The 13,410-nt window shown below is 73.9% G+C and carries 15 protein-coding genes and 1 pseudogene; 11 read left to right on the plus strand and 5 right to left on the minus strand.

Annotated features, from left to right (window positions below):
* The first annotated feature begins 91 nt into the window (after positions 1–91).
* Genes pstC through ACWDRR_RS12210 form a run of 5 tightly spaced genes read left to right on the plus strand, consistent with a single transcriptional unit; the run spans position 92 to position 6,125 of the window.
* Positions 92–1,006 (plus strand): phosphate ABC transporter permease subunit PstC, encoded by a 915-nt coding sequence (gene pstC / locus ACWDRR_RS12190; RefSeq protein ID WP_449772084.1) that lies wholly within the window; start codon positions 92–94, stop codon positions 1,004–1,006.
* Positions 1,007–1,064: 58 nt separating this feature from the next.
* Positions 1,065–2,372, plus strand: a complete 1,308-nt coding sequence (gene pstA / locus ACWDRR_RS12195; protein WP_449772085.1) for a phosphate ABC transporter permease PstA — start codon at positions 1,065–1,067, stop codon at positions 2,370–2,372.
* Positions 2,373–2,410: 38 nt separating this feature from the next.
* Complete coding sequence (locus ACWDRR_RS12200; RefSeq protein ID WP_449772086.1) at positions 2,411–4,270, plus strand: substrate-binding domain-containing protein; 1,860 nt, start codon at positions 2,411–2,413, stop codon at positions 4,268–4,270.
* Positions 4,267–5,199 carry a class E sortase gene (locus tag ACWDRR_RS12205; protein WP_449772087.1) on the plus strand — a complete coding sequence of 311 codons (933 nt, stop codon included), beginning with the start codon at positions 4,267–4,269 and terminating at the stop codon, positions 5,197–5,199. The genes ACWDRR_RS12200 and ACWDRR_RS12205 overlap by 4 nt, the downstream gene beginning before the upstream one ends.
* Before the next feature lie 38 nt (positions 5,200–5,237).
* Positions 5,238–6,125, plus strand: coding sequence for a phosphate ABC transporter ATP-binding protein (locus tag ACWDRR_RS12210; RefSeq protein ID WP_449772088.1), 888 nt, complete (start codon positions 5,238–5,240; stop codon positions 6,123–6,125).
* 135 nt (positions 6,126–6,260) lie between these two features.
* Here the strand turns inward: ACWDRR_RS12210 and ACWDRR_RS12215 are convergent, their stop codons facing one another.
* The 3 genes from ACWDRR_RS12215 to ACWDRR_RS12225 all read right to left on the minus strand — a co-directional run bounded on the left by ACWDRR_RS12215 (position 6,261) and on the right by ACWDRR_RS12225 (position 8,669).
* A complete protein-coding gene (locus ACWDRR_RS12215) occupies positions 6,261–7,085 on the minus strand; it encodes an HAD family hydrolase (protein ID WP_449772089.1) in 825 nt (274 codons plus the stop codon).
* Between the two features lie 71 nt (positions 7,086–7,156).
* Entirely contained in the window at positions 7,157–8,131 is a 975-nt protein-coding gene (locus ACWDRR_RS12220) for a hypothetical protein (protein ID WP_449772090.1), read from the minus strand.
* Between the two features lie 82 nt (positions 8,132–8,213).
* Positions 8,214–8,669, minus strand: a complete 456-nt coding sequence (locus ACWDRR_RS12225; protein WP_449772091.1) for a hypothetical protein — start codon at positions 8,667–8,669, stop codon at positions 8,214–8,216.
* 168 nt (positions 8,670–8,837) lie between these two features.
* Here ACWDRR_RS12225 and ACWDRR_RS12230 point away from each other — a divergent pair, with 168 nt between their 5' ends.
* Positions 8,838–9,020 (plus strand): hypothetical protein, encoded by a 183-nt coding sequence (locus ACWDRR_RS12230; RefSeq protein ID WP_449772092.1) that lies wholly within the window; start codon positions 8,838–8,840, stop codon positions 9,018–9,020.
* Between the two features lie 52 nt (positions 9,021–9,072).
* On the opposite strand, the gene ACWDRR_RS12235 is transcribed toward ACWDRR_RS12230, so the two are convergent.
* Positions 9,073–9,960 carry an LLM class flavin-dependent oxidoreductase gene (locus ACWDRR_RS12235; RefSeq protein WP_449772093.1) on the minus strand — a complete coding sequence of 296 codons (888 nt, stop codon included), beginning with the start codon at positions 9,958–9,960 and terminating at the stop codon, positions 9,073–9,075.
* Between the two features lie 93 nt (positions 9,961–10,053).
* On the opposite strand from ACWDRR_RS12235, the gene ACWDRR_RS12240 reads away from it, so the two are divergent.
* The 3 genes and pseudogenes from ACWDRR_RS12240 to ACWDRR_RS12250 all read left to right on the plus strand — a co-directional run.
* A complete protein-coding gene (locus tag ACWDRR_RS12240; RefSeq protein ID WP_449772094.1) occupies positions 10,054–10,335 on the plus strand; it encodes a hypothetical protein in 282 nt (93 codons plus the stop codon).
* Positions 10,332–10,724, plus strand: a complete 393-nt coding sequence (locus ACWDRR_RS12245; protein ID WP_449772095.1) for a DNA-binding protein — start codon at positions 10,332–10,334, stop codon at positions 10,722–10,724. The genes ACWDRR_RS12240 and ACWDRR_RS12245 overlap by 4 nt, the downstream gene beginning before the upstream one ends.
* Before the next feature lie 86 nt (positions 10,725–10,810).
* A pseudogene (locus tag ACWDRR_RS12250) lies at positions 10,811–10,945 on the plus strand (DNA-binding protein); the annotation flags it as partial.
* Positions 10,946–11,002: 57 nt separating this feature from the next.
* On the opposite strand, the gene ACWDRR_RS12255 reads toward ACWDRR_RS12250, so the two are convergent.
* Positions 11,003–11,926, minus strand: a complete 924-nt coding sequence (locus ACWDRR_RS12255; RefSeq protein WP_449772096.1) for a serine/threonine-protein kinase — start codon at positions 11,924–11,926, stop codon at positions 11,003–11,005.
* 116 nt (positions 11,927–12,042) lie between these two features.
* Between ACWDRR_RS12255 and ACWDRR_RS12260 the strand changes: the two genes are divergently transcribed.
* Entirely contained in the window at positions 12,043–12,558 is a 516-nt protein-coding gene (locus ACWDRR_RS12260) for an RNA polymerase sigma factor (protein ID WP_449772097.1), read from the plus strand.
* Positions 12,555–13,361 carry a hypothetical protein gene (locus ACWDRR_RS12265; RefSeq protein WP_449772098.1) on the plus strand — a complete coding sequence of 269 codons (807 nt, stop codon included), beginning with the start codon at positions 12,555–12,557 and terminating at the stop codon, positions 13,359–13,361. Before ACWDRR_RS12260 ends, ACWDRR_RS12265 begins: the two co-directional genes overlap by 4 nt.
* Positions 13,362–13,410 lie beyond the last annotated feature (49 nt).

The following is a 13,410-nucleotide window of genomic DNA, read 5'->3' on the forward strand; positions in this document are numbered from 1 at the left end:
CGAGCCCGCGGCACCGTACGCCGGGGCTCCACGTCCACCAGAACCCGATGTCCCCCGTGTCATCACCTCCCCAGCCACGCCCGGAGACCGGGTGTTCCGGGGCGCGCTGCGGGTGGCGGGCCTCTCGGTCTTCGCGATCATGGGACTGATCGCCTTCTTCCTGCTCCTGCGCGGCGCCGCCGCGCTGAAGGAGGTGGGCTGGTCCTTCCTCACCGAGCAGAAGTGGCAGACCCAGGCCCACAACTTCGGCATCGCCGCCGTCCTCCCGAACGGCCTGCTGATCGCGGTGATCGCGCTGGTCATCGCCGTGCCGGTGGCGCTCACCGCGGCGGTCTTCATCTCCGAGTACGCGCCGGTCCGGCTGCGCGCGACCCTGGTCTCGCTGGTCGACCTGATGGCGGCGATCCCCAGCATCGTCTACGGCCTCTGGGGGCTGTTCTTCCTCCAGCCGCGGATCATCGGCTTCTCCCGCTGGCTGACCAACCACCTCGGCGACGCGATCCCCTTCCTCAAGGTGCGCACCGGCGACATCGGGACCTCGTACACCTCCTCCACCTTCATCGCGGGGGTGGTCGTCTCGCTGATGATCATCCCGATCGTCGCCTCGCTCAGCCGGGAGGTGTTCTCGCAGGCCCCGCAGGGCGAGCGGGAGGGCGCGTACGCGCTGGGGTCGACCCGCTGGGGGATGGTGCGCACGGTGGTGCTGCCGTTCGGCCGCGGCGGCGTGATCGGTGCGGTGATGCTCGGCTTCGGGCGGGCGATGGGCGAGACGATCGCCGTCGCGCTGATCATCTCCCCGAACTTCAAGGCCATCACCCACATCCTGGAGAACGGCGCCAACTCGATCTCGGCGCTGATCGCGCTGCGGTTCGGCGAGTCGGACGACCTCTCGCTCTCCGCGCTGATGGCGGCGGGCCTGGTCCTCTTCGCGCTCACGCTGCTGGTCAACCTGGGGGCCGGCTTCGTGATCAACCGGTCCCGCTCCGGCGCGTCGACGGCGGACTGACCATGGCCCTCCTCGCCACCCGCCGCCCGCTGCCGCTCCGCCGTGAAGGGACGTCCCGATGACCACACTCGACCTGCCGCCGGTCGCCGCGCCCGCGCCGGCCGACCCGCCCGCGGAGGCCGCGCCGCCCCGCCCCGAGAAGCGGGTGCGGCTCGGCGGCGTCACGCCGGAGGACGTGCTGACCCTGGCCGGTTCGGCGGTCGGCTCGCTCGCCCTCAACTGGATGCTCTACGAGCGGATCCTGCCGTTCAGCGGTGCGCCCGGCTTCCTGATCTGCTGGTACGGCCTGTTCCTGGTCGGCTACTTCCTCATCGGCCGCCTCCAGTGGGGCGCGCTGATGGTCCGTGACCGGCTGGTCTCGGTGGTCGCCTGGAGCTCCGGCCTGCTGGTGATCGGCCTGATCGCCGACCAGATCGGCTACGTCCTGGTGCGCGGCATGGACGCGGCCCGGCACCTCAACTTCTTCCTCGAATCGATGGACCACACCGCCCCGCTCTCCCCGATCACCTCGGGCGGCGCGCTCAACGGGCTGGTCGGCTCGCTCGAACAGCTGGGCCTGGCCACGCTGTTCGCCGTTCCGCTGGGCATCGCGGCGGCCGTCTTCATGTCCGAGGTCGGCGGCCGGCTGGCCCGGCCGGTGCGGACCCTGGTCGAGGCGATGACCGCGCTGCCCTCGATCGTGGCCGGCCTCTTCATCCTCGGCGTCGTGATCATCACCCTCGGCTTCGAGAAGAGCGGGTTCGCGGCCTCGCTGGCCCTCACCGTGATGATGATGCCGATCGTCACCCGGGCCGCCGAGGTGGTCATCCGCCTCGTGCCCGGCACGTTGCGGGAGGCGTCGTACGCGCTCGGCGGCAGCCAGTGGCGGACGGTGTGGAACGTCGTGCTGCCCACCGCCCGGCCCGGTCTGGTGACGGCCGTGGTGCTGGGCATGGCCCGCGGCGTCGGCGAGACCTCCCCGGTGCTGCTGACCTCGGGCTTCACCTCGCAGTTCAACGGCAACCCGTTCTCCGAGCACCAGGTCTCGCTGCCGCTGTACGTCTGGAACTACGTCAAGCAGCCCTATCCCGACATGATCGCGCGCGCCTTCGCGGCGGCCCTGACCCTGATGGCCGTGGTGCTCATCCTGTTCGTCACCGCGCGGGTCGTCGGCGGCCGCCGGCCGGGCCAGCTGACGCGCCGCCAGAGGCGACGGATCGACCGGGCCGCCGGCTCCGTCGAGGCCTCCGCCCGGGCCCGGCACCGGGCCAAGCCCCGCTTCGCCACCGCGCCCGGGGCCGCCCGCACCGCCACCGCCACCGCGCCCGGGGCCGCCCGTGCCGCCGCCCGGCCCGCCACCGCGGCCACCGCCCTCGGGGAGCACTGATGTCCCAGCCAACCACCCTCAGTACCAGAGGAGTTCCCATGTCGTGGGAGGCCGCAAGCCGCCCCGTGGCACGCACGTTCGCCGTGCTGCTGTCCCTGATCCTCGCCGCGGGCTCCCTGCTCCTGGGGCAGAGCACCCCCGCCTTCGCGGCCACCGCGCTCAACGCCGACGGCTCCAGCTGGGCCGGTCCGGCCATCGACCAGTGGCGCCAGGACGTCGCCCCGCAGGGCATCCAGATCAACTTCAACCCGATCGGTTCGGCCGCCGGCCGCAACCAGTGGGCCATCGGCCAGGACGACTTCACCGCCTCCGACGTGCCGTTCCGCTCGCAGACCGACACCGGTCTCGGCCAGGCCGGCCAGGCCGGCGGCTCCGGCAAGGCCGAGAACCCCCGGTACGGCTTCTCCTACGTGCCGATCACCGCGGGTGGGACGACCTTCATGTACAACCTGGTCGTCGCCGGCAAGCAGGTCCGCGACCTGCGGCTCTCCCCGCAGACCGTGGTCGACATCTTCACCAACAAGATCACCAACTGGAACGACCCGAAGATCACCGCGGACTACGGCAAGGCGCTGCCGAGCCTCCCGATCACCCCGGTGGTCCGCTCCGACGGCTCCGGGGCGACCGCCCAGTTCACCCGCTGGATGAGCCACACCCACCAGGCGCAGTGGGACGAGTACTGCAAGAGCGTCAACGGCGTCAGCTGCGGCGACTACACCGAGTTCTTCCCGCCGTCGGGCCGGATGACCGCGCAGAACGGCTCCGACGTGGTGGCCGGCTACATCAAGGCCCCGTCCGGCCTCGGCACCATCGGCTACGACGAGTACGCCTTCGCCAAGCGCAGCAACTGGCCGGTCGTGAAGGTGCTCAACCCGGCCGGCTTCTACACGCTGCCGACCGCCTCCAACGTCGCCGTCGCGCTCACCGCCGCCAAGATCCGCGGCGTGGACGACAGCACCCCCGCCAGCGACCCGGACTACCTGCAGCAGAACCTCGACGGCGTCTACTCGATGAACGACCCGAGGTCCTACCCGCTCTCCAGCTACAGCTACCTCATCGTGCCGCGGGCCGGAGCGGCGCTGCCGCCGCCGCCGCGCTTCACCAACGACAAGGGCAGCGCCCTCAGCCGCTTCCTCGCCTACGTGCTCTGCGAGGGCCAGGGCGAGGCGGACGGCCTCGGCTACTCCCCGATCCCGCGCAACCTGGTCCGCGGCGGGCTGCTGCAGACCGAGCACATCCCCGGCAACGCCAGCCCGGTCGACGCCAACACCCTGGCGAACTGCGCCAACCCGACCTTCAACTCGGCCGGCCGGCTGACCGTGCTGGACAACGCCCCGCAGCCCAGCCCGTGCGACGCCAAGGGCGCCCCGCTGGACTGCACCGTGCAGGGCGGTCAGGCGGTCAAGACCGGGTCCGGCTCGGGCTCCGGCACCGGCGGTACCGGCGGCACCGGCGGCACCACCGGCGGGACGGGCGGCAGCACGAGCGGCGGGACCGGAAAGACCCCCTCGGCGAGCGGCACCGGCGGCGGATCGTCCGGCGGCACCGGGGGGACCGGGGGCACCGGCGGCGCGGCGGGCACCGGGGGAACCGCCGCGGGCGGCACCGGTGGCGCGGCCGACCAGCCCGCCGCGGCCGGCGACCCGGCGGCCGGCACGGGCGGCGAGGGCGACCCGACGGCCGAGGACGTCGTCGACCCGCAGACCGGTCAGGTGGTCGCGCGCGGCCGCGGCACCTCCGCCGGCGAGGTCACCGCCAACGTGGTCGCCATCGACGGGCGGCCGGACGACTGGCTGCTGTCCACCCTGACCGCGCTCGAACTGCTCGCCGTCGTCCTCGTCCCGCCGCTGCTCGGCCGCCGCCTGCTGCGCCGCCGCAACTCCGGCGGCCGGTCGTGACGGCCCCGGCGCTGGAGAAGCCGACGGCCCCGGCCCGGGTGGCGCCGGCGGACCGGCAGCCCGCGTTGCCCGTTCCGGAGCCGAAGGCGGCCGGCAGGGGCACCGGCGGCACCACGCCCGCGCGGCGGCGGTTCCTCCAGGGGGCCTGGGCGGTCAGCCTGCTGGCGGCGCTCACGGTCGGCTTCGTCGGGTACCTCTTCACGCTCTCGCACATCCAGGAGCGGCACTACCAGTCCACCGCGTACAAGACCTTCCGGGACCAGCTCGGCAAGGCGGTCGCCCCGACCGGCGCCGCCGCCGACGGGGACCCGGTCGCGGTCCTCGACATCCCGGCGATCGGTCTGCACCGGGCCGTCGTGGTCGAGGGCACCACCGGGCGGGACCTCATGCGCGGCCCGGGCCACCGCCGGGACACCGCGCTGCCGGGCCAGGCCGGGGTGGCCGTGGTGTTCGGCCGCGGCACCACCTTCGGGGCGCCGTTCGCGGAGCTGTCCAAGCTCCGGGTCGGCGACCGGATCCAGGCGACCACCGGGCAGGGCACGTTCACCTACACCGTCAACGTCTACGGGGACGGCGACCACCCGATCAGCGATCCGGTCCGCAACCGGCTGGTGCTGGTCACCGGCGACTCCGACTGGATCGCCGGCTCGACGGTGCTGATCGGCGCCCGGCTGGAGGGTGACCCGGAGGTCAACCCCGGGGGCCGGCCCGCCACCGTCCCGTACGACAAGGCGCTGGCCGCCGACAAGGGCGCGCTGGCCACCCTGCAGCTGTGGACGCTCGGGCTGCTGGGCGCGGTGGTCGCCGCCGTCGTGCTGGCCCGGTTCTGGATCCGCTCGGCCGCCTACCTGAGCATCGCGCCGGTCGTCGGCGCGCTGCTCTGGGCGGTGTACGAGAACGCCGCCGCCCTGCTGCCCAACCTCTACTGAAGCGCGCCCGGAGGACCGTACCGATGACGGATGTACCGATGACCGAAGCACTCCCGTTCGACCAGTTCACCGAGGACGACCAGGGCGGCTCCGCGGCCGAGACCACGCTGACGCTGCCGCCCGTGACCGCCGCGGCCGCGTCCGACGCCCCGCTGGCCGGGCTGGAGACCCGCGACGTCTCCGCCTGGTTCGGCTCGCACAAGGTGCTGGAGCGGGTCTCGCTCGCCATGCCCGCCGGGGAGGTCACCGCGCTGATCGGCCCCTCCGGCTGCGGCAAGTCCACCTACCTGCGGATCCTCAACCGGATGCACGAGATGGTGCGCGGCGCCGCGCTCGCCGGTGAGGTGCTGCTGGACGGCGACGACGTGTACCGCCCCGGCCGGCGCCCGGCCGAGGTCCGCCGCCGGATCGGGATGGTCTTCCAACGGCCCAACCCCTTCCCGGCGATGTCCATCCAGGACAACGTCTCCAGCGGGCTGAAGCTGGCCGGCATCAAGGTGTCCCGCGACGAGCGCGAGCACCTGGTGGAGAGCAGCCTGCGCCGGGCCGGCCTCTGGGACGAGGTCGCCACCCGGCTGCACACCCCGGGCGGCGCGCTCTCCGGCGGCCAGCAGCAACGACTGTGCATCGCGCGGTCGTTGGCGGTCTCCCCGGACATCCTGCTGATGGACGAGCCGTGTTCGGCGCTCGACCCCACCTCGACCCGCCGGGTCGAGGAGACCATCGCCGAACTGCGGGGGCGGCTCACCATCGTGATCGTGACCCACAACATGCAGCAGGCGCAGCGGGTTTCGCAGTCCTGCGCGTTCTTCCTGGCCACCCACGACACCCCGGGGCGGATCGTCGAGGCCGGGGCGACCGAGCAGCTGTTCACCAGCCCGCGGGACCAGCGGACCGCGGACTACGTCAACGGTCGCTTCGGGTAGCCGGGTAGGCGGGTGGCCGGGTAGCCGGACAGCCGGGTTGCCGGGCGACGGCGGGCCGGGTCGGGGCGGGAGGTTGCCGCGCCGGCCCGGCCCGGCCGTTTTCCGCGACCCGCTGTCCGCTGTTCGCGCCCCGGCTCAGCGGCCGAGCAACTGCTCCAGCACCGCCGCGACGCCGTCCTGCTCATTGCTCACCGTGTGCAGCGGCACCGCCGCCAGCACCTGCGGGTGCGCGTTGGCGACGGCGTACGCGGTACCGGCCCAGGCCAGCATCTCCAGGTCGTTCGGCATGTCGCCGAAGGCCACCACCTCGCTCCGGTCGATCCCGCGCCCGGCGCACCAGCGGGCCAGCGTGCTCGCCTTGGTGACGCCGGGCGCGCTGATCTCCAGCAGCGGGATCGGCGCGGAGCGGGTGATCTCGGCCAGGTGCCCGGCGGCCTCGCGGGCCACCGAGAGCAGCTTGTCGGGGTCGAGGTCCGGGTGCTTCGCCAGCAGCTTGAACAGGCCGTGCACCGGCCCGCCGGCGCCGAGCAGCTCCTCGGCCGGGCCGATCGGGTGGTTCTCGTCCTGGCCCCACATCCGCACCTCGTAGCCGGGCTCGCGGGCGAACCCGGCCGGGTACTCGAAGGCGAACGCGGTACCGGGCAGCTTCGCCCGCAGCGCCGCCACCACGGCCAGCGCGGCCTCCGAGTCGAGCGGGGTGGACTCCAACAGCTCGCCGCGCCGCACGTCCACCACCGCGCCGCCGTTCGAGCAGATCGCCACGCCGTGGCCGCCGATGTGCCGGCTGACCTGCTGCATCCAGCGGGGCGGCCGACCGGTCACGAACACCACCTGGACCCCGGCCGCCTCGGCGGCCGCCAGCGCGGCGGCGGTGCGCTCGGAGACGGTGCCGCCGGAGCACAGCAGCGTGCCGTCCAGGTCGGTGGCGATCAGGCGGGGGATGGCGCGGGGAGTGGTCACCGGTCCATCTTCGCCTACCGCCGTCGGGAGGTCACCGTCGCGACGGCGACCTCCCGACGGGCACCCCGGGCCTACTGCGGGGCGACCCGGAGGGTCAGGGCGACGGTGTGCAGCGTGCCGCCGGTCTGGAACTGGAGGAAGAGCCGCCAGTCCCCGCCCGCCGGCAGCTCGGCGTGGAAGGACAGGGTCGGCCCGCCGGTGCTGCCCGCCTCGGCCCGCGCCTGCGGGTGCAGGTGGGCGAAGGCCTGGTCACCGGCGTGGAAGGCGGTCAGATGGGCGAAGGTCTCCAGGTACGGCTGGAGGTCGGTGACCGGCCTGCCGTCCCGGGTGACGGTGACCTTCAGCTCACCCGCCCGCCCGGCCGCCGGGGCGCCCTCGACGGTGACGGTGTACCCGTCCACGGTCGCGGTGCCAGTGGCGGCGGGCAGCTCGGCGGTGGCCGCCGCGCCCTCGCCGGGGACGTCCACCGTCCGGCTGAGCACCAGGCCGGTGCCCTTCCCGGGGCCGCTGTCCGGGACGAACGAGGCGTAGACGCGCCAGCCGCCGGCGGTGAGGGCGGCCAGCGGGGCGGTCCAGGTGCCGTCGGCGGCCATCTCGGGGTGCAGGTGCTGGAAGCCGGTGAGGTCGGAGCGGATCGCGTAGAAGTGCATCCGCTTGGTCTGGTCGGTCGCGAACGCGGTGACCGGCCTGCCGTCCGGGCCGGTGACGGTGAACCGGTACTCGGCGGGAGCCCCGGCCGGGAGCGTCTCGGCGGCGGAGGTGAGGCGGTAGCCGTTCCGCTCGGCGGCGGGGGCGGCTGCCGCCGTGGCGGTGGCGGTGGCGGTGCCGGTGCCGGGCATCGGGTGGCCCTGGTGGCCGTCGGTCGCGGCGGACGGCGTGCCGGTGGCCGCGGCGCTCGCGCCGTGGTCCATCCCGGCCATGCCGCCCTTGCCGTTCGCGCCGTCCGCGCCGCCCGCCGGGTCGGAGCCGCAGGCGGTCAGGGTGAGGACGAGGACGGCGGCGCCGGCGGTGAGCGCCAGGGTACGGGTACGGGTGCTGAGGGACATCTGGTCGGTGTCGCTTTCGGTGGGTACGGGCAGGACGCGGCGCGCCCGGGGCCCCTGTGCGGGGCGTCCGGCGCGGGCCCGGTCACGTCCGTGCGACGCACACCCGGAGCAGCAGTCGGCGTCCGGCGTCCGGCGGTGCCCGTGGACCGGCCCGCCGCCGTTGCGGGGCCGGGGGCATCCACACGGCGGGCAGGACGGCCGCCGCCCCGGCCGCGAGCGGTGCGGCGACCGGGAGGCCGGCGCCCTCGCGGTCCCGGTTCGACACGCAGGAGACGGCCTGCGGATCCCCGCCCGGGGCCCGCCGCCCGTCCAGGCTCGGGGTGTCGCCGGGGGTGTCGCCGGGGGTGCCGTGCGCGGCGTGCCCCGCGGCAGCCGCAACTGCCGGGGCCGCGAGCGCCGCGGGCTCGTGGCAGCCGCCCGCCGCCGTGGGCGAGCCGTGCATCAGGAAGAGCCCGGCCAGCAGCCCGCAGAGCAGCAGCAGCCGGGCCGTCGCCCCGCCGCCTCCGCGTCCACCGACGCGCCCGCCGTCTGCCGTCACGGGCGAGACAATACCCCCGACCGGTATCCGATCGCCGTAAGGGCCCGCTCGCGCACCGTGTTTCGGCCCCCGAGCCGTCCTTTCCGGCCGATTCGCCCCCGCCCCGGGTGTCCTGCTTCCCGTTCCCGGGCATGACTGTCCTCGGCCACCCCGTCGGCAGGAAGAGCCATGCGAACTCGCCACGCCCAAGACGAGCGCCCACCGACCACCACGCCGGACGCCCCGCGCGAGACGCGCGACCCGGTCCTGATCGGCGACATCATCCTCGACACCCTCGCCGAGCTGGCCCGCCGCACCTCCCCGGCCCCGACCCTGCACGTCCCCAACCAGCGCACCCGCCCGCACCCGTGACGGCCGCCGGCCGGCCGCTCCGCGAGGAGCGACCGGCCGGGCGGCCGGGCCTTCAGCCGAGCTGGGCGAGGCCCTCGGTGGCGATCCGTTCGAAGACGGCCAGGTCGTTCGCGAAGATCGAGTCCGGCACCGGCCAGTGGACCACCAGCTCGGTGATCCCCAACTCCCGGTACGTGCCCGCCCAGTCCACGAAGGCGTCCAGCGACTGCAGCGGCTTCTCCGCCGTCGAACCCTGGAGCAGCACCTTCTCCAGCTCCGCGACGTCCCGCCCGGCCGCCTCGCAGGCCGTCGTCAGCTTCGCCAGCTGCGCGGCGATCACCGCCGGCGCCTGCTCCACCGGCACGTCCGCCGGGCCCTTCGGGTCCCCGTACGTCACCCAGCCCTGCCCGTACCCGGCCGCCAGCCGCAGCCCGCGCGGCCCCGTCGCGGCGACGTAGAACGGCACCCGGGGCCGCTGCACGCAGCCGGGGATGTTCCGCGCCTCGACGGCCGAGTAGTACGTGCCCTCGCGGGTCGTGGCGTCGGTGCGCAGCAGCTCGTCCAGCAGCGGCAGGAACTCCCCGAACCGGTCCGCCCGCTCCTTCGGCGACCAGGCCTCCTGGCCCATCGCCGTCGCGTCGAACCCCGTCCCGCCGGCCCCGATCCCCAGCGTCAGCCGCCCGCCGGACACGTCGTCCAGCGACACGATCTCCTTCGCCAGCGTGACCGGATGCCGGAAGTTCGGCGAGGTCACCAGCGTGCCCAGGCGCAGCCGCTCGGTCGCCGTCGCGGCGGCGGTCAGCGTCGGCACCGCCCCGAACCACGGCTCGTCGCGGAAGGACCGCCAGGACAGGTGGTCGTAGGTGTAGGCGGCGTGGAAGCCGAGGTCCTCGGCCCGCCGCCAGATCTTCTGCCCCTCGCTCCACCGGTGGATGGGGAGGATCACCGTGCTCAGTCGCATACCGGCGACCCTACGGGAGCCCCGTGCGCCGCTTCATGAAGGCAAGGCGAGGAATGGGCCCCGGTGATCACACAGGGTGTAACACACTTCCCCGTGGACTCTTCCCGCCCTGGCAAGACCAGAGTCACCAGCATCTCTCTACGCACGGAGACCCTGGAAGCGATCCGCGCACGCGCTGGGAAGCAGGGCGTCTCCTCGTACATCGAAGAAGCCGTTCAGAGGCAGCTCCAGCGCGAGGCCATCGACGAGTACATCGCGGCCGCCGAAGCCGAGCAGGGGCCGGTCGACCCGGCAGAGGTGGCGGCCAAGGCGGAGCGCATCCGCGCGCACCACGCGGCTCACCGTGCAGATGGCGCGCCGGCGGACGCCGTGTGAGCGGCACCCTCGTTCTCGACAGCGAGGCGCTCTCCAAGCTCTCTCGTCGGCACCGGGACATGACCGTATGGCTGGACGTCGCCCGCACACTCGATCTCCTGGTGGTGACAAGTGCGGCCACGCTGGTGGAGGCACGCGATCCCGAGGTGCCCCAGGCGGCGTTCGATCACGCCGTCTCCCTGACCAAGGTGCGGCCTGTCACGGAGGAGATCGCCCGTGCCGCAAGCACGTTGCTGGTGGCCGAAGGGCTGCACGGGCACAACTACGCCATCGACGCGCTGCTCGCGGCCACAGCCCACCTGGAACACGGTGACGTGACCGTCGTGACGAGCGACCTCGATGATCTGCGCCGGCTGTGCCATCCACGCATCGCGGTCGAACAGATCTGACTCGTCTCCCCTGCGGCCTCGCTCGCAGCTCAGAGCGCGATAGGTGAACGAGGCTTGACCGAGGTCACCAGCGTGCCCAGGCGCAGCACGGGCACCAGTACGCGATCGACGCGACCGTGGCAGAGCTGGCGCCGCGGCAGCCGGGGCCGGTGGCCGTGCTCACCTCGGACGTCGACGACATGGCCAAGCTCTGCGGCACCCGCGTACGACTCATCGCCGTCCGAGCCCGAGCGGGACTCGAACCCCCGGCCCGGTGCGGACCGGCTCCCCCGTCGGATTCACCGCTGCAGCCAGCTCAGCAGGGTCGTCGCCGTGAACACCGTGCCCACCGCCAGACAGACCGCGCGCGGGGTCAGCCATCCGGGGCCTTCCAGGACGGGCTCCGGGAGCCGGGACTGCGGGACCGGAGCCAGCAGCGCGTCCGCGAAGGCCCGGGCGGTCGCCGGTCGGTCCGCCGGCTCGACGGACATCGCGGTCCGGAGCAGCAGGGCGATGTGCGGCGGGAGCTCCGCTCCGGCCGGGAGCGCCGGCAGCGTCGAGGCGGTCGGCCGGTCCGTCATCAGGGCCGTGGCGCGTCCGCCCGGGCCGAACGGCTTCTGCCCGGTCAGCAGTTCGTAGGCCACGACGCCCAACGCGTACACGTCGGCCCTCCCGTCGAACCCGCCGGTCTGGAAGGCCTGTTCCGGTGCCATGTACGCGGGCGTGCCGGTGGTCACCGTCAGCCCGGACGCGTCGGCCAGTTGCTTGGCGCTGCCCAGGTCCGCCACCAGCACCGCGGTGGGCGCAGGGTCGGTGGCGAGCAGCAGGTTGGACGGCTTGACGTCGCGGTGCACCACGCCCGCCTCGTGCAGGACCTGGACCGCGTAGCCGGCCTCCGCGGCCAGTCGCAGCGCCTCCTGCGGGTCGCACTGCCCGACCCGGTCCGCCAGGGTGCCGCCGCGTACGTAGTCCATGACGAAGTAGGGCCGGTCCTCCTGGACCCCGACGTCGTGCACCCGGACCACCCGCGGGCTGGCGATCCGGCGCAGCAGCCTCGCCTCCGCCAGGAACCGCTCGCGCACATCGGCGTTGGCGGCCCAGTTCTCGGCCAGCACCTTCACCGCGACCTCGGTGTCGAGCTCCGGATCGTAGGCCTTCCAGACCGTCGCGAAGGAGCCGGCTCCGAGCCGCTCCATGAGGAGGTAACGGCCGAGCTTGCGCATGTGGCAGCATTCTGCCGGAGTCGGGGGGAGTGCGGAACTCCCGGTTGACGAGTGGGATGCCAGGCGGGACGGAACGGGGGGTCCGGGTGTTCGAGGACGGCGAGCTGGAAAGGCTCGTGGCGGTTGCTCAGGCGGGGGACCCGGGGGCGATGGAGTACCTGCTGGCCAAGCTGCGGCCGGTGGTGCTGCGCCGCTGCTCGCGCTTCCTGCCCCACCACGCCGACGCGGAGGAGGCCGCGCAGGACGCGCTGCTGTCCATCAGCACGCACCTGGGCGAGTACGGCGGCCGCGGCTCCTTCCTGGGCTGGGTGACGGTGATCGCCTCGAACGCCGCCCGGTCCACCTACCGCTCGATGCGCCGGCGTGCCGAGGACAGTCACGCCGACCTCCCCGAGTCCGTCGACCCGCGCACCACCAGCGTCATCGCCGGGACCCGGCTCGACCTGATGGAGGCGCTGGCCGCGCTGGAACAGCAGCACCCCGTCCTGGTGGAGTCCTTCGTGCTGCGCGACCTGGGCGACCTGACCTACGTCCAGGTGGCCGAGGAGCTGGACGCCCCGCTGGGCACGGTCAAGGACCGCATCCACCAGGCCCGCCGCTTCATGCGTGAGCGCCTGGTCACCGGTCTGTGAACGGTCCCGCGGCGGGCGGCGGCCGCGCCGTCGTCCGGCTCCGGTCCGCCGTCGCCGCCCTGGTGGCAGCCGCCGCGCTCGGGCTGGCGACCGGCCGATTCGTCCTGCCACCGCCCTCCGGCGCCACCGCGCACTCGGCAGCGCACCCGGATGCCGCGGTCGGCGGGGCCGTCCCGACGCCCGCGTCCTCGGCCTCCGGCTCCGCCTCGCCGGCCGGTGCGACCGAACCGGTGACGACCGCGAACCTCCTGGAACCCGTGGCGTTCCGCCCGGAGGTCGCCACCGGGCGGATCCACGTCACCGACCGGTACGGCGACGGGGTTTACGCCAACGCGGCCTGCACCGGCGAGAAGACCCTCACCCAGACCCTGGGCGGGCCCGGTGCCCACTTCCGCGGACTGACGACCAGCCTCCGCACCGACCCGGACGACCCCACCTGGGCCGCCGACCTGGTCGACCAGGTCGCCCGCGAGGTCGCCGCCGAGGCCCCGAGCCCGTCCCTGGCGCAGAACTTCACCGAGCGCCTGCTGCTGGAGCAGGCGTCCTGCCAGGAGCAACCGCCGGGGCACTGGGTCTACGGAAGGACCACGACGCTGCGGTTCGCCCCGGACATCACCGCGAGCTGGATGGGCACCTACGAGGGACTCCTCAACACCACCGGCAGGGCGCCGGAGGGCGAGGAGCCCTGCGGCGGCATCGCCGTACTGCGCAGCGGCAGCCACTACGGGGTGCTGGAGGTCCATGCCTGCCTGGGGACGGCCGCGATGGACCGCGTCGTCAGGACCGCTCTGTCACAGCTGTGAAACAGCCGGTCGGGGCTCCAACTTTCCCTCCAGCGGCGGCATCTCCCCG

It is taken from the genome of Kitasatospora sp. NPDC003701, assembly GCF_053587085.1.

Coding starts and splice junctions, on each gene's coding strand:
- pstA (WP_449772085.1), top strand. CDS start 1,065: ATGACCACACTCGACCTGCCGCCGGTCGCCGCGCCCGCGCCGGCCGAC.
- ACWDRR_RS12200 (WP_449772086.1), top strand. CDS start 2,411: ATGTCGTGGGAGGCCGCAAGCCGCCCCGTGGCACGCACGTTCGCCGTG.
- ACWDRR_RS12210 (WP_449772088.1), top strand. CDS start 5,238: ATGACCGAAGCACTCCCGTTCGACCAGTTCACCGAGGACGACCAGGGC.
- ACWDRR_RS12220 (WP_449772090.1), bottom strand. CDS start 8,131: ATGTCCCTCAGCACCCGTACCCGTACCCTGGCGCTCACCGCCGGCGCC.
- ACWDRR_RS12230 (WP_449772092.1), top strand. CDS start 8,838: ATGCGAACTCGCCACGCCCAAGACGAGCGCCCACCGACCACCACGCCG.
- ACWDRR_RS12235 (WP_449772093.1), bottom strand. CDS start 9,960: ATGCGACTGAGCACGGTGATCCTCCCCATCCACCGGTGGAGCGAGGGG.
- ACWDRR_RS12255 (WP_449772096.1), bottom strand. CDS start 11,926: ATGCGCAAGCTCGGCCGTTACCTCCTCATGGAGCGGCTCGGAGCCGGC.